Genomic DNA, 21,633 nt, shown 5'->3' with positions numbered 1-21,633 from the left:
TCCGTACGCGGACGGCGAGTAGCCTCGCGCCCATGCGAGCGATCACTGTCCCGGAGCCCGGTGGCCCGGAAGCACTTGTCTGGGCGGAAGTGCCCGATCCGCAGCCCGCCCAGGGTGAGGTCCTGATCGAGGTCGCGGCCAGCGCCGTGAACCGCGCCGACCTGCTCCAGCGCCAGGGCTTCTACGACCCGCCGCCCGGCTCCTCCCCGTACCCCGGTCTGGAGTGCTCGGGGCGGATCATCGAGGTCGGACCCGGCGTGCACGGCTGGGCCGTCGGCGACGAGGTGTGCGCGCTGCTGGCGGGCGGCGGTTACGCGGAGAAGGTCGCCGTCCCGGCCGGGCAGGTACTGCCGGTGCCGGCCGGCCTGGACCTGGTCACGGCCGCCGCTCTGCCCGAGGTGACCTGCACCGTCTGGTCCAACGTCTTCATGATCGCGCACCTGCGGCCCGGTGAGACGCTGCTGGTCCACGGCGGCGCCAGCGGTATCGGCACGATGGCGATCCAGCTCGCCAAGGCCGTCGGCGCGCGGGTCGCGGTCACCGCGGGCGGCCCCGAGAAGCTGGCCCGTTGCGCCGAGTTGGGCGCGGACATCCTCATCGACTACCGCGAGCAGGACTTCGTCCAGGAGATCCGCAAGGCCACCGACGGCAAGGGCGCGGATGTCATCCTCGACATCATCGGTGCGAAATATCTGCAGCGGAACGTCAAGGCGCTCGCGATCAGCGGACGGCTGGCGATCATCGGGCTGCAGGGCGGGGTGAAGGCGGAGCTGAACCTCGCCGCCCTGATGGCCAAGCGCGCGGCGATCACCGGCGCCGGGCTGCGCGCCCGCCCGCTGAGCGAGAAGGCCGCCATCGTCGCCGCCGTACGCGAACATGTCTGGCCGCTGATCAGCAACGGCCAGGTCCGGGCGATCGTGGACCGTTCGCTGCCGATGGCGGACGCCGCCGAGGCGCACCGCGTCGTGGACGCGAGCGCGCATGTCGGCAAGGTCGTGCTGACGGTCTGAGCCTGTCGGGCCCGCCCCGGCCACCAGCAGCCCGGGCCGCCTGCGTCCGCCCCTCCCGTGCCCTCGGCAGATAACTCGGCCGACATGTCCAAGATGCCGTGAATCTGATCACATGTGACGCTGGGCAGGTCACCCGACGGCTCGGCACGGGAGGGGCTTGTGGTCGCTCCAGGATTCCGTTCGCGCATTGCCACCGGTTTGTTGGTGGCCGCCGTTGTCCTGCCCGTCCCAGTGGGAGCAACCTCCGCGGCGGCGTCGGACCGGCGGTCCACACCGGTTGATCGCCCTCCGGAGCTCGCCCGCCCCAATGATCCGCGTGACGACTACGTGCCCGATGACTTCGGGGTCTTTGGGGCCGATGCTTACGGGGTCGACGACTATCTGGCCGAACCGCCGGCGGGCGGGGCTCTGACGGACCGCGCCCACGCCGGCCACCCAGGAGCCCCGGCGCGCCTACCGGAGCTTCCGGACCGCTTCCCCGGCCTGCCATACGGTCTTCCGGGGTTCTCGCGCCATCCGCACCATCACCCGGGTGGTCCGCCCGGGCGCGGACGGTGGCACCACCACCGGCATCACCCGTTCGGCCCTGATTTCCCCGGCCCGCCCTACTCCGCCCCCTACCCCGGCGGCGGCGAGGCCGCGGGCAGGCACAGGCCGTCCCGGCCGTCGGGCCCGTCCGACACCGATCGCGCACACCGCCCGCCCGGCGGGCGCACGCCGTCGTCGCGGCGCGCCGTGCCCTCGGCGCCCCCCGCCACCGCCCCGGCGCGGCCGTCCCCCTCGCGCTATGTCGCGGACCGGCTCACCCGGCGTTCCTACGAGAAGCTGCCGCCGCTCCCGACGCCGGATGCTCCGAAGAAGGAATCCCGCTCCGCACCGGGAACCGCGGATGGCGAATCGGCCGCAACCGAGAGTCCGTACGCCATGGACTCCCCGACGGCCCCGGTCGAGCGGGTGCTCCCGATGGGCGCCGGTCTCGCGCTCACCGGCCTCGGCCTCGCCTTCTTCGGGCTTCGGCTGCGCCGACGCTGATTCCGGGTGTTTCACGTGAAACGACGGGAATCCCGTTGTTTCACGTGAAACAACGCCCGCAGGATCCACCCAGAAAGGTGGATCATCTTCTCCCGGGGGCACCACCGTCCATAAGCCCTCGTACGAGAGAATGGCGGCATGGATATGCCGATGAACGAACGGTCGCAGGAGAACCCGCACGTCCTGGTTGTCGGTCCGGACGGCATGGCGCTCGGCAGCGCCGGCTCCGGTGGTGGGGACGATGCCGAGGAGCCCCGCGAAATCCCGGTGACGGACATGGTCGAACAGCCGGCGAAGGTCATGCGCATCGGCAGCATGATCAAGCAGTTGCTGGAGGAGGTGAAGGCCGCTCCTCTGGACGAGGCAAGCCGGGTCCGGCTCAAGGAGATCCACTCCAGCTCGGTCAAGGAGCTGGAGGACGGGCTGGCGCCCGAGCTGGTGGAGGAGCTGGAGCGGCTTTCGCTGCCGTTCACCAATGAATCGGTGCCGACGGAAGCGGAGCTGCGGATCGCGCAGGCCCAGCTGGTGGGCTGGCTGGAGGGCCTCTTCCACGGCATTCAGACCGCGCTGTTCGCCCAGCAGATGGCGGCCCGCGCCCAGCTGGAGTCGATGCGCCGTGCGCTGCCGCCCGGTGTCGCGCCGATGGAGAGCGACGAGGGCAAGCCCGGCCACGGCGGTGCCCGGTCGGGCCCGTACCTCTAACGATCCCGCAGGATGGCCGGAGGGGCCGGCACGCGAAGTGCGTGCCGGCCCCTCTTTCCTGCCTGTGCCCGACTTAGTAGTGCCCTGTCGAGACGGTCAGTTGGATCGTCTCGCCGCTCTTCGGGTCCCATCGGTCGAAGCCCCCCGGCTTCGTCGCGACGACCGTGTTCTTGGCCGTGTACGCACGGTTCTCTTCCACGACCTTGTACTTCCAGCCCGCCGCGTCGAGGCAGGCCTTCACCGAGTCCAGGTTCTTGTAGGTGAGGAACGGGAAGTAGATCTTTTTCGGTTCGCTGTAGGGGGAGCTCGGCTTGGTGCAGTCGGCCGTGGCGACCGTCTTCGTCTTGTCCTCAGGCATGACGCTCTGGGTGGGCGACGGGGTGTACGAGTACGGCGTGTACGTCGACGTCGGGGTGTCATCGCCGCCGATGTCGTCGCTGGATCCGGCGCTCAGACCGATGCCGATCGCGATCGCGGTGACCACGACCACGCCGACTATCGCCGAGACCACGATCACCGGGGTGTTGTTCTTCCGGCCCCTGGGGCCACCGGTCGCCGGCATCGAGGCCGTCACGGGCGGCGGGGTGTACGCCGGCGGTGCCTGGTAGCCACCGTTATTGAACGGCGCGGGGCCGGGAACCGGGCCCGGCACCGGGGTCGGGTAGGCGTTGTTCACCGGCGGAGGCGTCTGCGGACCGAACCCGACAGCCTGTGTCGGCTGATACGGCTGCTGAACGTTCGGCGGGACCGGCGTCTGCGGGTTGCCGGACGCGGTGGGGAACACCGCGGAGGAGACCGACGAGCCGCTGGTACGCGCCCGAGGGCCCTCGCCGATGATCAGCGGCGTCGCGCCGGACTGCCCGGACCCGGCGATGCGCAGACACTCGTCCCGCATCGCCTCGGCGGTCGGGAACCGCTCGTTGGGGTTCTTCTTCAGCGCCCGGGCCACCAGCGCGTCCACGGCCGGCGGCAGCGAGCGGTTGATGCTCGACGGGGCCGGCGGCTCTTCCTGGACATGGGCGTAGGCGATGGCGAGCGGGGAGTCCGCGTCGAACGGCAGCTGACCGGTCATGAGCTCGAAGAGCATGATGCCGACGGAGTAGAGGTCGGAGCGGGCGTCCACACCGCGGCCCAGCGCCTGCTCGGGCGACAGGTACTGCGGGGTGCCGACGACCATGCCGGTCTGCGTCATGGACGTCACGCCGGACTGCATGGCGCGGGCGATGCCGAAGTCCATGACCTTGACGACGCCACGCTTGTTCAGCATCACGTTGCCGGGCTTGATGTCGCGGTGGACCAGGCCCATCTCGTGGCTGACCTCGAGCGCGGCCAGCACATCGGCCGTGATCTTCAGGGCTTTTTCCGTCGGCATCGCGCCATGCTGGGCGATGTCGGTGTCCAGGTCGGAGCGCAGCGGCTGGCCCGCGACGTACTCCATGACGATGTACGGCACCATGCCGCCGTCGAGCTCGTCCTCACCGGAGTCGAAGACCGAGACGATGTTGGTGTGCGTGAGCTTCGCCACGGACTGCGCCTCGCGGCGGAAGCGCTCGCGGAAGGCCTGCTCGCGACCGAGCTCGGTGTGCAGGGTCTTGATCGCGACGTCGCGATCGAGCACTGTGTCATGTGCGAGGTGCACGGACGCCATGCCGCCCGCCCCGAGAAGATCACGAAGCTGGTAACGTCCTCCGCCGACCGAACGGCCCTCGAATTGGCCCTGAGCGCCGTCCTGGCTCATCGTTCCGCTTCCCCCTAGGCGCAATACCCGTACGTATAGCGATCAAAATCTGGAATTCCGCAGCCAAGTCTGCCCCAGGGCCCGGACACGTCAAGCCGTGTGCCCGTTCCGTGACCAGATGTGCAAGATCCCGTCACGGCGGTGAGACGTTTTGGCCCCTGATTACCCCTGGTGAACTTGCGGCATTTGGCATCCCGCAGGTTTGATGGCCGGTCCACGACGGACCGGTGGGTGCCGCGGAACCTGTAGCGTGCTCTAGCGAAGACCGATGACCTTACCGCTCTCATGCGGATTGATTCGACGGCGAGGACCGATGGCACCGACGCAGAGCCCCCAGGGCCCGTCCGATCCTGACGCCACCGGCTCCAATATCCCCGACGCACCGGAGATGTGGGGCAACGGCGGGCTGGTCGGCGACGGCCGCTACCGGCTCACGCGACGGCTCGGCCGCGGCGGTATGGCCGAGGTGTTCGCGGCCGAGGACGTACGGCTCGGCCGTACCGTCGCCGTGAAGCTGCTGCGCGCAGACCTTGCCGAGGACCCGGTGTCCAAGGCCCGCTTCACGCGTGAGGCACAGTCCGTGGCCGGGCTGAACCACCACGCTGTCGTGGCGGTCTACGACTCCGGCGAGGACCTGGTCGGCGGCAACACCGTGCCCTACATCGTGATGGAGCTGGTCGAGGGCCACACCATCCGCGATCTGCTGCTCAGCGCCGATGCCCCGCCGCCGGACCAGGCGCTGATCATCGTCTCCGGTGTACTGGAAGCGCTGGCCTACAGCCACCAGCACGGCATCGTGCACCGCGACATCAAGCCCGCGAACGTGATCATCACGAACACCGGCGCCGTCAAGGTCATGGACTTCGGCATCGCCCGCGCCCTGCACGGCGCCGCGTCCACCATGACCCAGACCGGCATGGTCATGGGCACGCCCCAGTACCTCTCTCCGGAGCAGGCGCTCGGCAAGACCGTCGACACCCGCTCCGACCTCTACGCCACCGGCTGCCTGCTGTACGAACTTCTCACGCTGCGGCCGCCGTTCACCGGCGAGACCCCGCTCTCGGTGGTCTACCAGCACGTTCAGGACATGCCGGTGGCACCGTCCCAGGTCGCCGACGCGGTGCCGCCGGAGCTGGACGGTCTGGTCATGCGGTCGCTGGCCAAGGACCCCGACGACCGGTTCCAGACCGCCGAGGAGATGCGCGGCCTGGTCCAGTACTCCCTGCAGATGCTGCACGAGCAGGGCGGCCACACCGGCACCTGGAGCACCGGCCCGGTCGCCATGCACGAGGGCGGTCACACCCCGTCCAGGGGCTCCGCCGCCACCACCGCGCTGCCGCACCCCGACGCCGGCCACACCACGGCGCAGCCGATCCTGACGCCCGGTATGCGGGACGACGACGGCGGCTTCGACGGCGGGCCCCGGTCGGCCAAGAGCGGCCGCGGCAAGATCTGGCTGATCGCGGCGCTCGCGATGATCGCCATCGCGGTGGGTGTGGCCTTCGCGATGGAGAACACCAAGGACCAGAACCAGAAGCACAACACCCCCACGACGCAGTCGCCGTCGCCGTCGAAGGACGACAAGCCCAGCAAGCAGCCGTCGGAGGAGCCGAGCACCCCGGACATCGACCCCGGCGGCAGCGGAAGTGACGGCGGTACGTACACCGAGCCGTCGACGGAGGAGCCGACCACGCCGGAGACGTCCGAGCCGCCGACCTCGCAGCCGCCGACGACGGAGGAGCCGACGACCGAGCCGCCCACCGACCCCACTGGGGGCACGGACGACGGCGGGACCACGGACGGCGGGCCGACCGGCCCCCCGAGCGGTGGCACCGACGACGGCGGGACCACCACCGGCACGGACAGCGGGACCACCGCGGGCAGCGGCACGGACGCCGGTACGTCGGTCGGTACGACCGGCTGACGCGACCGCCCCGCCGCCCGCTTCAGCGGGTGAACGCCTCGCGTACGGCGCGGTATTCGCGGGTCCACCACACCGCCAGTGCGGCCGCCGCCGGGAATTGCGGATCGGTGCGGCGGTCGCCGAGCTGGTAGCGCCAGGTGAGCATCCAGAAGTCGTTCAGCCGCTCCCACCACACCCGGTGGACGGCCGCGGCCAGTTCGTCGGCGTCGGCGCCGCAGGCGCTGCGGTAGGCGCCCGCGTACGCCGCCACCTTGGCCAGGTCCAGCGTCCCGCAGGGGCGTACGAAGAAGATCGCGGCGGCGCGTACCGCCTCCTCGGCGCGTGGCTGGACACCCAGCCGGTCCCAGTCGACGATCGCGGTCGGCTCCGCGCCGCGGTAGAGCACATTGAGCGGGTGGAAGTCGCCGTGCACCCAGCCCGCGGCGGGTTCGGTGCCGGGCGGCGGGCGGCGGTGCGCGTGCCGCTCCAGCAGGGCCCGGCGCTCCAGCAGCCGGTGCTCGGCGAGCTCGTCGAAGCTGGTGCGCGGGCGGGCGCCGCGGGCCAGCGCCAGCAGCTCGTCGATCATCTCGAAGGTCCGCGCGGGATCGGCGCCGGTGTCCGCGCAGGGGGGCCGGGGCGGATGCGGTTCGTCCGCCATGACCTGCTCCAGCGCGGTGTGGACGAGCCCGAGCAGGGCGCCGAGCCGGTGGGACTGGCCGCGGGTCAGCGCGGCGCCGCCGAGATGCCGGCCCTCGACCCAGGGGTGCAGCGCGTAGCAGCGGTCGTCGAGGACGGTGACGGTGCGGCCGTCCGCGTCGGCGACCGGTGGGGCGACCGGCAGGCCGAGCGTGGCGAGCCGGCGGGTGGCGCGGTGCTGGCGGGTGAGGGCGGCGCGGTCGCCGTCGAGGTGGTGCTTGAGGAAGTAGCGGCCGCGGGTGGTCGCGAGGAAATAGCCGTGGTTGAGCAGGCCCTCGGCGACGGGTTCGCAGGACAGCGGCGCGCCGGCGCCGGTGTAGTGGCGGAGCAGGGAGCCGAGGGTGTCTTTGTCGGGCGTCGCCGCCGCCCGGACTACAGATGAGCGCAGCACGCGCCAGATGTTAGATCAACTGCGCCCGTCGGAGTGGGCGTATGGGAAAGCATTACGCAGAGTGCGCAAACCGGAAGGCGGGCACATCGGTGAGATGGTGCATCGTCACTACCCATGTGTCGGCCGCGCCGCTGTTGGCGTTGTCGGCCTCGAACGCGACCACGCTGCCGTCCAGCGCCTGGTGGTAGCCGTAGCCGCAGGATCAGCTGTCCGTCCAGGACCAGATGCCGGGTGACGGTGGTGAAGGGCAGGCCCCGCCAAGCGGGACGATGGTCCCGAATACCCATGAGCCGGGCAGGGTGGTGCGGTCGCCCCGCGCCGGGTCAGTGCTTTTCCGCCTGCAGACGCGCGACGTATGCGGCGGCCTGGGAGCGGCGCTCCATGCCGAGCTTGGAGAGCAGGCTGGAGACGTAATTCTTGATCGTTTTCTCGGCGAGATGGAGCCGCTCGCCGATCCCGCGATTGGTCAGCCCCTCGCCGATCAGATCGAGGATCTTGCGCTCCTGGTCGGTGAGGCTCGCCAGCCGGTCGTCACCCTTCGCGGCGCTGCCGTCGCGCAGTCGCTCCAGGACGCGGGCCGTGGCCACGGGGTCGAGCAGAGACTTGCCGGCGGCCACCTCGCGTACCGCGGAGAGCAGTTCATTGCCCCGAATGGCCTTGAGGACATAACCGGCCGCACCGGCCATGATCGCATCGAAAAGGGCCTCGTCGTCCGCGAACGAGGTGAGCATCAGGCATTTGATGTTCTCGTCCTGCGAACGGATCTCGCGGCAGACCTCGACGCCGCTGCCGTCGGGCAGCCGGACATCGAGCACCGCGACGTCGGGACGCGTCGCCGGGATCCTGACCAGGGCATCTGCGGCGGTACCCGCCTCGCCGACCACCTCGATGTCGTCCTCGACCGTGAGCATTTCGCGGACGCCGCGCCGGACGACTTCGTGGTCATCGAGTAGGAATACCGTGATTTTTCCGTCTTCGCGCACCACCTCAGTCTCACACATCGACTCTTCCCGTGCTCCAGGTCACCGATATAACGTGCCGTTGTCCCGGCGGCCTGCAACGCTGTGACCAGGAGTTGTTCCAAGCCTTCGCGATTTACTTGGAAATCCAAGCAAAATCGCAGGTCAGCGCCGTTTCCACTTCGGCTTTGACAATGGGTAACGTGCAATGAGCAGGCCACCTTCCGGGAGCTTTGTTCCACCCGGATCCGGCCGCGTTCGCACACACCCCGTGCGCCGTATCGGATACCGGGTGAGCCGCAATACGGCCACCGGCGGACCCCGGGGGCCGGACAGACGGAGGAGCAGCACGTGACCGTGGAAGGCACTGCGCAGCGGAAAAACGACCGCGGCAGCAGCAAGCGCACCACCGCCAAAAAGGCGACGGCGGCAAAGAAGGCGTCCCCGGCCAAGGCCGGGAACTCCGGCCGGTCCGAGCAGGCGGAGCAGGATCAGCTCGTACAACTGCTGACCCCCGAAGGGAAGCGGGTCGAGCACCCGGAATACGCGATCGATCTTTCCCCCGAAGAACTGCGCGGGCTCTACCGCGACATGGTTCTGACGCGGAAATTCGACGCCGAGGCGACCACCCTCCAGCGCCAGGGCGAACTGGGCCTGTGGGCCTCGCTGCTGGGCCAGGAGGCCGCCCAGATCGGCTCCGGACGCGCGCTGCGCGACGATGACTATGTCTTCCCGACCTACCGCGAACACGGCGTCGCCTGGTGCCGCGGCGTCGACCCCACGAACCTGCTGGGCATGTTCCGCGGTGTCAATCACGGCGGCTGGGACCCCAACAGCAACAACTTCCACCTCTACACCATCGTGATCGGTTCGCAGACGCTGCACGCGACCGGCTATGCGATGGGTGTGCAGAAGGACGGCGCGGATTCCGCGGTCATCGCCTATTTCGGTGACGGTGCCTCCAGCCAGGGCGATGTCGCCGAATCCTTCACCTTCTCCGCGGTCTACAACGCTCCGGTCGTGTTCTTCTGCCAGAACAACCAGTGGGCGATTTCCGAACCCACCGAGAGGCAGACCCGGGTGCCGCTCTACCAGCGCGCCCGCGGCTTCGGATTCCCCGGCGTACGGGTCGACGGCAATGACGTACTCGCCTGTCTGGCGGTGACCAAGGCGGCGCTGGAGCGGGCGCGCACCGGCCAGGGCCCGATGCTCATCGAGGCGTTCACCTACCGCATGGGCGCGCACACCACCTCCGACGATCCGACCAAGTACCGGGCGGACGAGGAGCGGGTGGCCTGGGAGGCCAAGGACCCGATCCTGCGGCTGCGGACGTACCTGGAGGCCGAAGGGCTCGTCGACGCGGCGTATCTCGCCTCGATCGACGAGGAGAGCGAGGCCCTGGGCAAGCGGGTCCGCGATGCCGTACGCGCCATGCCCGACCCGGACACCATGGCGATCTTCGAGAATGTCTATGCCGACGGGCATGCGCTCGTCGATGAGGAGCGCGCGCAGTTCGCCGCGTACCAGGCGTCGTTCGCGGATGCCGATGTTGTCGCGGAGGGGAACTGACCATGGCCGTCTTCGAGAAGATCACCATCGCCAAGGCGATCAACGAGTCGCTCCGTGCCTCCATGGAGGCCGACCCCAAGGTCCTCGTCATGGGTGAGGACGTCGGCAAGCTCGGCGGCGTCTTCCGCGTCACCGACGGCCTGCAGAAGGACTTCGGCGAGGACCGGGTGATCGACACCCCGCTGGCCGAGTCCGGCATCGTCGGCACCGCGATCGGCCTGGCGCTGCGCGGCTACCGCCCGGTCGTCGAGATCCAGTTCGACGGCTTCGTCTTCCCCGCCTACGACCAGATCGTCACCCAGCTCGCCAAGATGCACGCCCGTGCGCTGGGCAAGATCAAGGTGCCGGTCGTCATCCGCATCCCGTACGCGGGCGGTATCGGCGCCGTCGAGCACCACTCCGAGTCCCCCGAGGCGCTGTTCGCGCATGTCGCGGGCCTCAAGATCGTCTCTCCCTCGAACTCCTCCGACGCCTACTGGATGCTCCAGCAGGCCATCGCCGGCGACGACCCGGTCATCTACTTCGAGCCCAAGCGCCGCTACCACGACAAGTCGCGGCTGGACACCGAGTCGATCCCGGACCCGCTGCACAAGGCCCGGATCACCCAGAGCGGCTCCGACCTCACGCTGGCCGCCTACGGCCCGATGGTCAAGGTCTGTCTGGACGTCGCCAAGGTCGCGGCCGAGGAGGGCAAGTCGGTCGAGGTCATCGACCTGCGCTCGCTCTCCCCGATCGACTTCGACACCGTGCAGTCCTCGGTGCAGAAGACCGGCCGGCTGGTCGTCGTCCATGAGGCACCGGTCTTCTTCGGCTCCGGTGCGGAGATCGCCGCCCGGATCACCGAGCGGTGCTTCTACCACCTGGAGGCGCCCGTCCTGCGGGTCGGCGGCTTCCACTCCCCGTACCCGCCCTCCCGTCTGGAGGACGAGTACCTTCCGGGGCTGGACCGGGTGCTCGACGCCGTTGACCGCGCGTTGGCGTACTGAGGGTTAGAGGAGAGTTCGTGACCATGACTGCAAGTACCGCCAAGGCCCAGCGCTTCCGCGAGTTCAAAATGCCCGATGTGGGCGAGGGACTGACCGAGGCCGAGATCCTCAAGTGGTACGTCCAGCCGGGCGACACCGTCACCGACGGCCAGGTCGTCTGCGAGGTCGAGACCGCCAAGGCCGCCGTCGAACTGCCCATTCCGTACGACGGGGTGGTGCATGAGCTGAACTTCGGCGAGGGCGTCACCGTCGATGTCGGCACCGTCATCATCTCCGTGGACACCGACCCCGGAGCCGGCCCCGCCGAGGCGCCGACGGCGAACGGCACAGAGCAGGCCGCCGCCGCGACCGAGGACGAGGACGCCGAGCCGCAGGGCCGGCAGGCGGTGCTGGTCGGCTACGGCGCCGCGCCGTCCTCGACCAAGCGCCGGGCGCGCAAGCCGCAGCCGGGTGTCCCGGCCCAGCCCGCGAGCGCCCCGATCCAGGCCGAGCTGAACGGGCGGGCCGCACCCACACCGATGGCCGCCCCGGTGGCCGCTCCTGCGGTACCCGCTGCTCCCGTGGTTCCGGCCGCTCCGGTGCTTCCGGCCACGAGCGCCGCGGGTGCCGGGTCGGCCGGCCGGCCGCTGGCCAAGCCACCGGTGCGCAAGCTCGCCAAGGACCTCGGGATCGACCTTGCGACGATCACCCCGACCGGGCCGGGCGGCATCATCACCCGCGAGGATGTGCATGCGGCCGCCGCCCCGGCAGTGGCGCCGTCCCTGGCCGGGGCTCCCGAGCCGATGGCCGTCGCCACGGCGGTCGCCACGGCCGAGCCCGGCATCGTCGACGCCGCCGCCCGCGAGCGGCGGGTGCCGGTCAAGGGCGTACGCAAGGCCACCGCGCAGGCGATGGTCGCCAGCGCCTTCACCGCGCCGCATGTCACGGAGTTCATCACCGTCGATGTGACCCGCACGATGAAGCTCGTCCAGGAGCTCAAGCAGGACCCGGACATGGCGGGGCTGCGGGTCAATCCGCTGCTGCTCGTCGCCAAGGCCTTCCTGGTCGCCATCAAGCGACACCCGGAGGTCAACGCGGCCTGGGACGAGGCGCATCAGGAGATCGTCTACAAGGACTACATCAACCTGGGGATCGCGGCGGCCACTCCGCGTGGGCTGATCGTCCCGAACATCAAGGACGCCGGCGTCAAGACGCTCCCCCAACTCGCCGCGGAACTGGGCGATCTGGTGGCCACCGCCCGCGAGGGCAAGACCTCCCCGGCGGCGATGGCCGGCGGCACGGTCACCATCACCAACGTCGGTGTCTTCGGCGTCGACACGGGTACGCCGATCCTCAACCCGGGGGAGTCGGCGATCCTCGCCTTCGGTGCGGTCAAGCTCCAGCCGTGGGTCCACAAGGGCAAGGTGACGGCACGCCAGGTCACCACTCTCGCGCTGTCCTTCGACCACCGGCTGATCGACGGCGAACTGGGCTCCAAGCTGCTCGCGGATATCGCGGCGGTGCTGGAGCGGCCCAAGCGGCTGATCACCTGGGGCTGAGCCGGGATGCAGGGCCGGGGCGGGCCAAGGCGTCGTTTCACGTGAAACGGTCGCACTGGCCCGCCCCGGCCCTCGTACGGCGTGGTGCGGAAATCGGTGAGCGGCTGCGGACGGCAGGCAGCCGGCTTCGTATCGGGACCGGTGGCCCGGTCAGCCCCGGATGAGCTCCACCGCGCGGCTGAAGTGCGCCACCGGCCCGGTCGGGGCGGACTCGTCGGCGTGCGCGGCGCCGCGGGTGAGCGCGACGCCCGCCCACAGTCCGGCGACGATCAGTGCCAGTACGACGGTGTTCCGCGTGCGGCGGCCGGCGTTCGTCCTGGGCTGCATGGTCAACTCCCCTTGAGTGTCTGAGCCTCCCCGGCTCCAGGTCTCCATTCACCCATGGAATTCGGGCCGATCCGTACGCGTCAGGTACGGACTCTCGTCAGACTTGAGGCTGACCTGACATCAGCCTGTGGTCCCCCATTCGACAGATGCCGGGCCCCGCACCGGAAAGGGTTTGCCGCCGTCGCCCGAGCTGTTTACGGTCGGCGAAATGAGCAGCGACATGATCATCCGGCGTTATCGGGCGTCCGACCAGGACGTTGTCATCGACCTGTGGTCCCGGGCGGCGCGGCAGGCGCATCCGTTCATCGAGGGGGAGGGCGCGGGCGAACGGGCCCGGGTCCTTCGTGAGGTGTATCTCGTCCAGGCGGAGAACTGGGTCGCCGAGCGCGATGGCATCGTCATCGGGCTGCTCGGACTGCTGGGTGCCAAGGACGGTAGCGGGCGCCCGAACGAGCCCGGCGGGACCGGGGCCGGGGCCGGGGCCGACGGGGTCGAGGTAGGCGGGCTGTTCGTGGCGCCGGAGGCCCAAGGGGACGGCATCGGGCGGGAGTTGCTGGAGCATGCGGCGGCGCTGCACGGTGCGCTGACCCTGGAGGTCTTCGAGGGCAATGCCCGCGCCCGCCGCTTCTATGCGCACCTCGGCTTTACGGAGCGGGGGCGGCGGGTGGACGAGGAGACCGGCCATCCGCTGATCGCCCTGGAGCGCGCGGCGCCGCTGAAGTCGGTGAGCTGGCTGCATCTGCGCGAGGGGCGGCTGCTGAGCGTACGGACCCGGGGGAACGACACGTTCTACCTCCCCGGCGGCAAATATGAGCCCGGAGAGACCGCGCGCGAGGCGCTGTCGCGTGAGCTCTCCGAAGAACTCGGCCTGGTGGTCCCCGCCGACGAGCTGGCGGAGGCGTTCGTCATCCATGACGTCGCCCACGGCAAGAACGGCCGCCGACTCCAGATGACCTGCTTCACCGGCGGGCCCCAGGACATCGCACCGGCCCCGGGCCGGGAGATCGCCGAGTACGCCTGGTTCGACCGCCGGGAGGCACGCGAGCGCTGCGCACCCGCGCACTCCCAGGTCGTGGACCGGCTCGTCGCGCAGGGCCGGATGCCGGGCTGATCGCCGGGGTGGGGCGGACGGGCAGAGGCTCAGACCTGCCGCCCGTCCGCCTTCGGCAGCCGCCGGAGAGCCCCCCATAACGCCACTACCAGGACAAACACCCCCGCTTATAGTCCGCATCTCGGACTGAGGTGCCGCACGCATACCTGTTGTATCTATCCTGTGCACATGCCCTCCGCGTCCACGCCCACCGCCCCCTCCAGAGAGCCCGCCGCCAAGCAGCCGCCCGCCGCCGAGCGGGTCTATGCGCACATCAAGGAAGCCGTCCTGCAGCGCCGCTACGAGGGCGGGATGCTGCTCACCGAGGGGGAGCTGGCCGACGCCGTGGGGGTGTCGCGGACGCCGGTACGTGAGGCGCTGCTGCGGCTGGAGGTCGAGGGGCTGATCAAGCTCTATCCGAAGAAGGGCGCCATGGTGCTGCCGGTCTCCGCGCAGGAGATCGCCGATGTCGTCGAGACCCGGCTGCTGGTGGAGAAGCACGCCGCGGCCAAGGCAGTGCCCGCGAGCGGGTCGCTGATCAGCGAGCTCACCGAGCTGCTGGAAACGATGCAGGAGCAGGCCGCGTCCGGAGATCTGGCCGCCGTCTCCGTCACCGACCGCGCCTTCCATGCCGCCATCGTGCGCAGCGCCGGCAACCAGATCCTGGACCGGCTCTACGAGCAGCTGCGCGACCGTCAGCTGCGGATGGGTGTCGCGGTGATGCACGCCCACCCTGACCGGATCGCCAAGAACATCACCGAGCATGCGGAGATCCTTGAGGCGCTGCGGGCCGGCGACCCCGATGCCGCGACCGACGCCGTGCACCGGCACGTCAGCTGGGTCCGAAACCTCGCGCAGGGGGACGTGCGATGAGCGGTGGCACCGGCGGACCGGACGGCTCCAGTAGCTCCGGCATAGGCGGCGGTTCCGCCCGTCTGCTGCCCTCGGACCCGCCCGGTGGCCGTAAGGCCATGGCCGTCTGGGGCATCGGCGTCGCGGTCTACTTCGTCGCGATCACCTACCGCACGAGCCTCGGCGTGGCCGGCCTGGATGCCGCCGAGCGCTTCCACATCAACGCCTCCGCGCTGTCGACCTTCTCCATCCTCCAGCTGCTGGTGTACGCGGGGATGCAGATCCCCGTCGGCCTGATGGTCGACCGGCTCGGCGCCAAGAAGGTGCTGACCCTCGGCGTGGTGCTCTACACCGTCGGCCAGTTCGGCTTCGCGCTCTCCTCGTCGTACGCCATGGCGCTCGGCTCGCGTGCGCTGCTCGGCTGTGGTGATGCGATGACCTTCATCAGCGTGCTGCGGCTGGGCTCGCGCTGGTTCCCGGCCCGCCGGGGCCCGATGATCGCTCAGATCGCCGCGCTGGTCGGTATGGCGGGCAACCTGATCTCCACGCTCGTCCTCGCCCGGTTCCTGCACACCTTCGGCTGGACCCCGACCTTCGCCTCCAGCGCGGTCGGCGGCATCGTCGTCCTGGTCCTGCTGCTGCTCTTCCTCCAGGACCACCCCAAGGGCTTCGAGCCGCCGCCCGCGTCCGCCGAGCACACCGGCGCCGGGTTCGTGCGCCGGCAGATCGCGGACGCCTGGCGCGAGCCCGGGACCCGGCTGGGCATGTGGGTGCACTTCACCACCCAGTTCCCCGCGATGGTGTTCCTGCTGCTGTGGGGCCTGCCGTTCCTCGTCCAGGCGCAGGGCCTGTCCCGGGGCACCGCCGGTGAACTGCTCACCCTCGTGGTGCTCTCCAACATGGCGGTGGGGCTGGTCTACGGCCAGATCATCGCCCGCCACCACGCGGCCCGTACGCCGCTGGCACTGGGCACCGTCGCGGCCACCGCCCTGATGTGGGCGATCGTCCTGTCCTGGCCGGCCGATCACGCGCCCATGGGGCTGCTGATCGCGCTGTGTGCGGTGCTGGGTGCCTGCGGCCCCGCCTCGATGATCGGCTTCGACTTCGCACGGCCCGCCAACCCGCCCGAGCGCCAGGGCACCGCCTCCGGCATCGTCAACATGGGCGGCTTCACCGCGTCGATGACGACCCTGCTCGCCGTCGGCGTCCTGCTGGACGCGACCGGCGACAACTACCGGATCGCCTTCGCCTCGATCTTCGTCCTGGAGGCGGTCGGTGTCTCGCAGATCCTGCGGCTGCGCCGCCGCGCGGCACGGCGCGAGCGCGAACGGCTGGTCGTCAGCCGGGTCGAGGCGGTCCACGTCCCGGCGTAGGGGGCTGTCGGAAGCGGTGTCGTCCGGGGGGCGGCCCGCCGCGCAGCGCCGGCAGGCCGACGGGGCTGAGGGCGTAGTACGCCGGTCCAGGCGACTCGGAGAGTGTGTCTGTTTCACGTGAAACGGGCGGGTCTGTTTCACGTGAAACGGCTCCCGGCCAACTCCCGCGCCAACTCCCGCGCCAGCTCCCCGGCCAACTCCGCGTCGCCATCCGGCCGACGGGAAGGACGCCCCGTCAGGAGCACCGGTTCGGGCTGGAGAGTCGTACCACCGGTCCGCCGGAGCGCCCCCGTTCCGCGCCTGCGCTACGGCGTGACCGCGAAGTTGTCCAGGATCGCCTCGGCCAGCTCACGGTCGCCGTCGATCTTGATGTGCTCGGCGACGGCCGCCGGGCGGACCCGGCCGCAGGCCAGCTGGTGGAAGGTGTCCCAGTCCAGGGCGAGCGTCACGGTCGGGCCGAGCGAGACGCTGCCGTCGATCGTGGCATTGCCCTGGGAGTCGATGCGGACCGTGCGCAGGAATTCCAGCGGTCCGCTGACGTCGAAGACCACTGCCGAATCGGTGGGCGCCTGGGCCCTCTTGGCGACGATGCCGGGCAGCACCTTCACCAGCACATCGCGCATCACATGCGCGCCGGGGGAATCGAGATTGCCGGGCTTACCGAGCGTCCGGCGCAGGTCCTGCTCATGCGCCCAGACGTCGAACGCCCGCTGCTGCAGGACGAATTCCAGCGAACGGTCCTCGCCGAGCGGGCTGCGCACCACGGCGTCCGGCTGGCGCGATTCATTGCGCAGCTGCCGGGAGCGGCGGATGACGGTGTATTCGAGCTCGCTGAGCATCTCCGGCGCGGTGTGGTGCCGGCGGACGTCGACCTGCACCTCCATGCGGCGGGCCGACTCGCTGCGTACGTGGTAGAGATCGCGCGGCAGTGTATGGATCGGCCGCGGGTCACCCAGCATCTCGCATTCCAGGCCGATGACATGGGAGACCACATCGCGCACGGACCATCCTGGGAGGTCCGTCGCCCTGTTCCACTCGCCTTCGACGAGCGGAGTCACCAGCTCGGTTATCGCTTCTATGGAGTGAGTCCAGGCATCGATGGAGGACTGAAGGCTGGGATGGACGGTCACGGGACCCCTCGGACGGTTCGTACGCGGGCTGCTGTCTGTGCAGTTAAGTTACGCTGCGCACGGGCACCCCGGCAGTGCTTTCGGGTGACCATCGTAGGCCGATGTGCCACCGCCGTAGAGGGCCGCGGCGTACGGTCCGTGGAGGTCTGCGCCAGACGCCGAGCACGCCCCGCGCCTCAGTCCTCCCCGTGCTCCCGCTCCGCCAGCCGGATCACACAGACCGCGATGGCGATCAGCAGAGGCGGATCCGCGTCGCCCCGTACGACATTGACCGCATACGTGTCACGCACGGTCAGCCAGCGCCGGGAGATCTCGGCGAGCAGTTCGCCGTCGTACTCGATCGCGAACTCCCGGTCCAGAATCTTGCCGCTGACGTCCAGCTGGGTGCCGTCCACCAGCTCGACGCGGTAGTGGTTGCGCAGCAGCGAGAGCCGCTTGCGCTTGATGGTGGCGAGCGGCTTGTCGTCCCGCTCGATGGTCATCGTGTCGCGCAGGCTGAGCATCTTCTTGCGGATGGTGATCAGCACCCGCCGCTCGGGGTCCTTCAGCTCGAAGGTCTCCCGCAGCCGCAGCGCCTTCCCGTCCACGAGGAAGGCGTGCCGTCCGTGCTCGTCCTCGATCCAGTAGTCGTCACCGATGCCGAAGATCCGGTCGCGTACGAGGTACTTACGGGAGTGCGGGGAGTGGTCCCCGGGAGATCGCTGCATGGCTGACGTGTTCCCCGGGGCCCCTGCGGAATGCGCAGGCACCGGAGTGACGTTGAATGTCCACATGGCTTCACGTGCGCGCGTCCGGGCCCCCGAGCTGATCGGCAAGGGCGGCTGGCTGAACACCGGCAACAAGGACCTGACCCTCTCCGACCTGCGAGGACGCATTGTCGTCCTGGATTTCTGGACCTTCTGCTGTGTGAACTGTCTGCATGTCCTGGATGAGCTGCGGGAGCTGGAGGAGCGGCACCGCGACACCGTCGTGATCATCGGTGTGCACTCCCCGAAGTTCGTCCACGAGGCCGAGCACCAGGCGGTGGTGGACGCCGTCGAGCGGTACGGCGTCGAGCACCCGGTCCTCGACGACCCCGAGCTCGGCACATGGAAGCAGTACGCGGTACGCGCCTGGCCGACGCTGGTGGTGATCGACCCCGAGGGGTATGTCGTCGCCCAGCACGCCGGCGAGGGCCATGCGCACGCCATCGCCAAACTCGTCGAGGAGCTGGAGGCCGAGCACGCGGCGAAGGGCACGCTGCGGCGCGGTGACGGCCCCTATGTGCCGCCGGAGCCGGTCGCCACCGATCTGCGCTTCCCCGGCAAGGCCGTGCGGCTGCCGGGAGGCAGCTTCCTCGTCTCGGACACCACCCGGCACCAGCTGGTGGAGCTGGCGGCGGACGGCGAGCAGGTGCTGCGCCGGATCGGCACCGGCGAGCGCGGGTTCACCCCGGACTCCTTCAACGAGCCGCAGGGCCTGGCGCTGCTGCCCGACAACCGGGTGGCCGTCGCGGACACCGTCAACCACGCCATCCGCGTCTTCGACCCCGGGACCGGCGCGCTGGAGACGGTGGCCGGCACCGGCAAGCAGTGGTGGCAGGGCTCACCGACCTCGGGACCGGCCCGCGAGATCGACCTCTCCTCGCCGTGGGACATCGCCTGGTGGCAGGACCGGCTGTGGATCGCGATGGCCGGTGTGCACCAGCTGTGGACGTACGACCCGGCCACCGGCACGGTCGAGGTCGCGGCCGGCACGACCAACGAGGGCCTGGTGGACGGCCCGGCCGCCGAGGCCTGGTTCGCCCAGCCGTCCGGGCTCGCGGCGGCCGACGGCCGGCTGTGGGTCGCGGACTCGGAGACCAGCGCGGTCCGCTGGGTGGAGCGTGCCGAAGAGGGCGACGGCTATGTCGTCCGTACGGCCGTCGGCACCGGCCTCTTCGACTTCGGGCACCGCGACGGCGCGGCCGATCAGGCGCTGCTTCAGCACCCGCTGGGCGTGACCGCGCTGCCCGACGGCTCGGTCGCCGTCGCGGACACCTACAACCACGCACTGCGCCGCTACGACCCCGTGAGTAACGAGGTCACGACGCTGGCGACGGATCTGCGCGAGCCGTCCGCCGCGGTGCTCGTCGACGACGACATCGTGGTGGTGGAGTCGGCCCGGCACCGGCTGACCCGGCTGCGGCTGCCCGAGGAGGCGATCCGCGTCGAGTCGGTGGCGCATCGCACCCAGCGCGCGGCCACCGAGGTCGCGCCGGGCGCACTGCGGCTGGATGTGGTCTTCCAGGCGCCGGCGGGCCAGAAGCTCGACACCCGCTACGGCCCCTCGACGCGGCTGCTGGTCAGCGCGACGCCGCCGGAGCTGCTCGCCGAGGGCGCGGGTGCGGGCACCGACCTCGCACGGGATCTGGTGCTCGCGGACGGCGTGACCGAGGGCGTGCTGCATGTCTCGGCGATGGCCGCGTCCTGCGACGACGCCCCGGACATCGAATACCCCGCCTGCCATGTGCACCAGCAGGACTGGGGCGTCCCGGTCGAGGTCGTCGAGGGCGGGGCGGGCCGGCTGGGTCTTGTGCTGGCGGGGCTGGACGCCGAGTAGCCGGCAGTGGGGGCCGGGTCGGCCCCCGCGACGGTCAGTGGCCGGTGCCGGTCACTTGCCGGTGTTGGTCTTGATCTCGGCCAGCTTGTCGGACAGGTACCAGTCGCTGACCTTGGCGGTCTTGCCGACGGACGGCAGGCTGGCGTACTGCGAGAGGTGGATGTTGGCCGACAGGCCGCGCTGGGTGGGCTCCGAGGCGTTCATGAAGCCGATCTTCACCACGCTCTGCTTGGTGCCCTTGTCCGCGGCGGTCGTGGTCGGGATGCTCGCATAGGCGTCCCCGCGCGCCGGAACCTCGATGCGCTGGGTCTTCCCGAACGACGGCGCGCCCTCGTAGTAGCCCAGCGGCTGCTTGGCGGTGCCGAAGTACAGCATCGGCGAGTTGTAGAGGTAGCAGGAGCGGCTCTTGCTGTTGTGGTACTTGAGGATCACGTGGCTCGGGTCGGTCCGCGTGATGAACTTGTAGTCGCCCTGGGTGCCGGTGGTGCAGTAGGTCGTGCTGCGCGACGCCGCCCCTGCTCCCGCACCCGCCGCGGCCGCACCGCCACCGATGATCTTGCGCTTCTTGCTCTTGGAGGACGAGGAGGACGAGGAGGACGACTTCTTCGACTTCTTCGAGGAGTGGCTGTTGCAGCCGGTCAGCGCGAGCGAGCCAGCGAGTCCGAGGGCCAGCGCGGCGTACGCGGCGGAGCGGCGGCGGGAGCGGCGTGCAGTCATGGGTGGGTCCCCCAGTGGGTCGCTGCGGTCAGCGAGGTGTGTCTGTCATGGCACGGCCACGATATCCATTGGCGTTCGATGCGCCAGGGCGGGATTGCCGCGCGCCGCGTCGGTGTGGTGTCGTCGCAGGTCAGGCGGGTCGGAGTAGCTCAAGATCGGTCACCGCCGGCGTCAAGGCCGGTCCACGGCAGGCGGCGGGGGCCAGTCCGGACAGCTGGGCAGCGGCCAGGTCACCGGGCTTGAGCTCGCCCAGCGAGATGGGCCGGGTGATGCGACGGTCGGTGGCCAGGCCCACGGTGTTGGTGCCGGGCGTCGGCAGACCGAGCGCCATCGACGCATAGCCGGAGCAGTCCTGGCGGTAGCCGTCCTTCCAGACCTTGGCCTGGCTGTACGGGACCTGGGCGCCATTGCTGGCGGTCAGCCAGACGGCGGCGCGGTGGAGCATCTCCTCGCGGGAGCCGTCGGGCTGCGGCTGCCCGCCGCCGTCCTGGACCGGCACACCCGGCAGCCGGTCCTGCGGAATGTCCACCGCGACCACACTGAGAAAGCCGGTGACCGGGCCGGTGAGGTGCGCCATGAACGTCGAGCAGGCGCTGCCCTCGCACACTGTGTGGCCGGTGTCGACCTGGTAATCGGCGGTGATCCGGTCCTGTCCGGGAGCGGTCTTGTTGATCATTCCGACGGCGGGGGAGTTGATGTCCGCGCTGGCGTGCACCACCCAACGGATGCCCCAGGTGGGGAAGTCGGCGGCGGCCGCGGAGCGCCCGTGGGCGGCCGTCGTACGGCTCCCCTCACCGGCATGGGCGAACCCCGCGAACCCGGCGACGCCGATACCGGCCGCGGCGATCGCGGGCAGCACCCTGCGCAGCACGGTCCTGCGGAACAGGGAGTGCCTGGGGCCCGTGGGGTGGTCCCTCAGGGCTGTGGGATCCGCGGGGGTGGTGCTGTCTGCCGGCTGTGCGCCGCTGTGCTCGTACATGCCGATTCCCCTCCGTATAAGGCCGGTTGGCCGAGTGGCGGGCCGCCGGATGGTCTGGTCA

General features: G+C 70.2%; 19 protein-coding genes. 11 read left to right on the top strand and 8 right to left on the bottom strand.

The window, feature by feature from the left end:
- Window positions 1-32 precede the first annotated feature (32 nt).
- The 3 genes from KI385_RS22870 (at window position 33) to KI385_RS22860 (ending at window position 2,744) form a co-directional block, all read left to right on the top strand.
- Window positions 33-1,010, top strand: a complete 978-nt coding sequence (locus KI385_RS22870; protein ID WP_238574029.1) for an NAD(P)H-quinone oxidoreductase — start codon at window positions 33-35, stop codon at window positions 1,008-1,010.
- A gap of 735 nt (window positions 1,011-1,745) precedes the next feature.
- The gene (locus tag KI385_RS22865; RefSeq protein ID WP_238578104.1) at window positions 1,746-2,042 is read left to right on the top strand and encodes a hypothetical protein; all 297 of its coding nucleotides are present in this window, start codon (window positions 1,746-1,748) and stop codon (window positions 2,040-2,042) included.
- A 138-nt stretch (window positions 2,043-2,180) separates the two neighbouring features.
- Complete coding sequence (locus tag KI385_RS22860; protein ID WP_238574028.1) at window positions 2,181-2,744, top strand: bacterial proteasome activator family protein; 564 nt, start codon at window positions 2,181-2,183, stop codon at window positions 2,742-2,744.
- Between the two features lie 73 nt (window positions 2,745-2,817).
- On the opposite strand, the gene KI385_RS22855 is transcribed toward KI385_RS22860, so the two are convergent.
- Window positions 2,818-4,482, bottom strand: a complete 1,665-nt coding sequence (locus tag KI385_RS22855) for a protein kinase domain-containing protein (RefSeq protein WP_238574027.1) — start codon at window positions 4,480-4,482, stop codon at window positions 2,818-2,820.
- Between the two features lie 313 nt (window positions 4,483-4,795).
- Between KI385_RS22855 and KI385_RS22850 the strand changes: the two genes are divergently transcribed.
- Window positions 4,796-6,406: a protein kinase domain-containing protein gene (locus tag KI385_RS22850; RefSeq protein ID WP_238574026.1), complete on the top strand. Its 1,611-nt coding sequence runs from the start codon at window positions 4,796-4,798 to the stop codon at window positions 6,404-6,406.
- A 22-nt stretch (window positions 6,407-6,428) separates the two neighbouring features.
- Here KI385_RS22850 and KI385_RS22845 read toward each other — a convergent pair whose 3' ends face one another.
- A complete protein-coding gene (locus tag KI385_RS22845) occupies window positions 6,429-7,472 on the bottom strand; it encodes a phosphotransferase (protein ID WP_238574025.1) in 1,044 nt (347 codons plus the stop codon).
- Window positions 7,473-7,795: 323 nt separating this feature from the next.
- Complete coding sequence (locus tag KI385_RS22840; protein ID WP_281066984.1) at window positions 7,796-8,455, bottom strand: response regulator; 660 nt, start codon at window positions 8,453-8,455, stop codon at window positions 7,796-7,798.
- 327 nt (window positions 8,456-8,782) lie between these two features.
- Between KI385_RS22840 and pdhA the strand changes: the two genes are divergently transcribed.
- The 3 genes from pdhA to KI385_RS22825 are packed head-to-tail and all read left to right on the top strand — an operon-like array spanning window position 8,783 to window position 12,524.
- Complete coding sequence (gene pdhA / locus KI385_RS22835; RefSeq protein ID WP_238574023.1) at window positions 8,783-10,000, top strand: pyruvate dehydrogenase (acetyl-transferring) E1 component subunit alpha; 1,218 nt, start codon at window positions 8,783-8,785, stop codon at window positions 9,998-10,000.
- 2 nt (window positions 10,001-10,002) lie between these two features.
- Window positions 10,003-10,986 carry an alpha-ketoacid dehydrogenase subunit beta gene (locus tag KI385_RS22830; protein WP_238574022.1) on the top strand — a complete coding sequence of 328 codons (984 nt, stop codon included), beginning with the start codon at window positions 10,003-10,005 and terminating at the stop codon, window positions 10,984-10,986.
- Window positions 10,987-11,009: 23 nt separating this feature from the next.
- On the top strand, window positions 11,010-12,524 hold the full coding sequence (locus tag KI385_RS22825) for a dihydrolipoamide acetyltransferase family protein (RefSeq protein ID WP_238574021.1): 1,515 nt from the start codon (window positions 11,010-11,012) through the stop codon (window positions 12,522-12,524).
- Between the two features lie 150 nt (window positions 12,525-12,674).
- Here KI385_RS22825 and KI385_RS22820 read toward each other — a convergent pair whose 3' ends face one another.
- The gene (locus KI385_RS22820; protein WP_181923726.1) at window positions 12,675-12,851 is read right to left on the bottom strand and encodes a hypothetical protein; all 177 of its coding nucleotides are present in this window, start codon (window positions 12,849-12,851) and stop codon (window positions 12,675-12,677) included.
- Window positions 12,852-13,059: 208 nt separating this feature from the next.
- On the opposite strand from KI385_RS22820, the gene KI385_RS43960 reads away from it, so the two are divergent.
- The 3 genes from KI385_RS43960 to KI385_RS22800 all read left to right on the top strand — a co-directional run bounded on the left by KI385_RS43960 (window position 13,060) and on the right by KI385_RS22800 (window position 16,166).
- Window positions 13,060-13,962: a GNAT family N-acetyltransferase gene (locus tag KI385_RS43960; RefSeq protein ID WP_281066891.1), complete on the top strand. Its 903-nt coding sequence runs from the start codon at window positions 13,060-13,062 to the stop codon at window positions 13,960-13,962.
- Between the two features lie 168 nt (window positions 13,963-14,130).
- Complete coding sequence (locus tag KI385_RS22805) at window positions 14,131-14,814, top strand: GntR family transcriptional regulator (RefSeq protein WP_238574020.1); 684 nt, start codon at window positions 14,131-14,133, stop codon at window positions 14,812-14,814.
- Between the two features lie 98 nt (window positions 14,815-14,912).
- Complete coding sequence (locus KI385_RS22800) at window positions 14,913-16,166, top strand: MFS transporter (protein ID WP_342593527.1); 1,254 nt, start codon at window positions 14,913-14,915, stop codon at window positions 16,164-16,166.
- A 305-nt stretch (window positions 16,167-16,471) separates the two neighbouring features.
- Here the strand turns inward: KI385_RS22800 and KI385_RS22795 are convergent, their stop codons facing one another.
- The gene (locus KI385_RS22795; protein ID WP_238574018.1) at window positions 16,472-17,296 is read right to left on the bottom strand and encodes a maleylpyruvate isomerase family mycothiol-dependent enzyme; all 825 of its coding nucleotides are present in this window, start codon (window positions 17,294-17,296) and stop codon (window positions 16,472-16,474) included.
- Between the two features lie 176 nt (window positions 17,297-17,472).
- Window positions 17,473-18,003 (bottom strand): LURP-one-related/scramblase family protein, encoded by a 531-nt coding sequence (locus tag KI385_RS22790; RefSeq protein ID WP_238574017.1) that lies wholly within the window; start codon window positions 18,001-18,003, stop codon window positions 17,473-17,475.
- A gap of 64 nt (window positions 18,004-18,067) precedes the next feature.
- On the opposite strand from KI385_RS22790, the gene KI385_RS22785 reads away from it, so the two are divergent.
- A complete protein-coding gene (locus tag KI385_RS22785; protein WP_238574016.1) occupies window positions 18,068-19,876 on the top strand; it encodes an NHL domain-containing thioredoxin family protein in 1,809 nt (602 codons plus the stop codon).
- Between the two features lie 51 nt (window positions 19,877-19,927).
- On the opposite strand, the gene KI385_RS22780 is transcribed toward KI385_RS22785, so the two are convergent.
- Both KI385_RS22780 and KI385_RS22775 read right to left on the bottom strand, forming a co-directional pair.
- Window positions 19,928-20,593, bottom strand: a complete 666-nt coding sequence (locus KI385_RS22780) for a hypothetical protein (RefSeq protein WP_238574015.1) — start codon at window positions 20,591-20,593, stop codon at window positions 19,928-19,930.
- 130 nt (window positions 20,594-20,723) lie between these two features.
- Entirely contained in the window at window positions 20,724-21,572 is an 849-nt protein-coding gene (locus KI385_RS22775; RefSeq protein WP_238574014.1) for a hypothetical protein, read from the bottom strand.
- Between the last annotated feature and the right edge of the window lie 61 nt (window positions 21,573-21,633).

Source organism: Streptomyces inhibens (assembly GCF_022221585.1).
Taxonomy (GTDB): Bacteria; Actinomycetota; Actinomycetes; order Streptomycetales; family Streptomycetaceae; genus Streptomyces; species Streptomyces inhibens.
Note: the sequence above shows the minus strand (reverse complement) of the source record. Positions and strands in the feature narration are given on the sequence as shown.

Coding starts and splice junctions, on each gene's coding strand:
- KI385_RS22860 (WP_238574028.1), top strand. CDS start 2,181: ATGGATATGCCGATGAACGAACGGTCGCAGGAGAACCCGCACGTCCTG.
- KI385_RS22870 (WP_238574029.1), top strand. CDS start 33: ATGCGAGCGATCACTGTCCCGGAGCCCGGTGGCCCGGAAGCACTTGTC.
- KI385_RS22800 (WP_342593527.1), top strand. CDS start 14,913: ATGGCCGTCTGGGGCATCGGCGTCGCGGTCTACTTCGTCGCGATCACC.
- KI385_RS22805 (WP_238574020.1), top strand. CDS start 14,131: ATGCCCTCCGCGTCCACGCCCACCGCCCCCTCCAGAGAGCCCGCCGCC.
- KI385_RS22825 (WP_238574021.1), top strand. CDS start 11,010: ATGACTGCAAGTACCGCCAAGGCCCAGCGCTTCCGCGAGTTCAAAATG.
- KI385_RS43960 (WP_281066891.1), top strand. CDS start 13,060: ATGAGCAGCGACATGATCATCCGGCGTTATCGGGCGTCCGACCAGGAC.
- KI385_RS22790 (WP_238574017.1), bottom strand. CDS start 18,003: ATGCAGCGATCTCCCGGGGACCACTCCCCGCACTCCCGTAAGTACCTC.
- KI385_RS22855 (WP_238574027.1), bottom strand. CDS start 4,482: ATGAGCCAGGACGGCGCTCAGGGCCAATTCGAGGGCCGTTCGGTCGGC.
- KI385_RS22775 (WP_238574014.1), bottom strand. CDS start 21,572: ATGTACGAGCACAGCGGCGCACAGCCGGCAGACAGCACCACCCCCGCG.
- KI385_RS22820 (WP_181923726.1), bottom strand. CDS start 12,851: ATGCAGCCCAGGACGAACGCCGGCCGCCGCACGCGGAACACCGTCGTA.
- KI385_RS22780 (WP_238574015.1), bottom strand. CDS start 20,593: ATGACTGCACGCCGCTCCCGCCGCCGCTCCGCCGCGTACGCCGCGCTG.
- KI385_RS22830 (WP_238574022.1), top strand. CDS start 10,003: ATGGCCGTCTTCGAGAAGATCACCATCGCCAAGGCGATCAACGAGTCG.
- KI385_RS22850 (WP_238574026.1), top strand. CDS start 4,796: ATGGCACCGACGCAGAGCCCCCAGGGCCCGTCCGATCCTGACGCCACC.
- KI385_RS22785 (WP_238574016.1), top strand. CDS start 18,068: ATGGCTTCACGTGCGCGCGTCCGGGCCCCCGAGCTGATCGGCAAGGGC.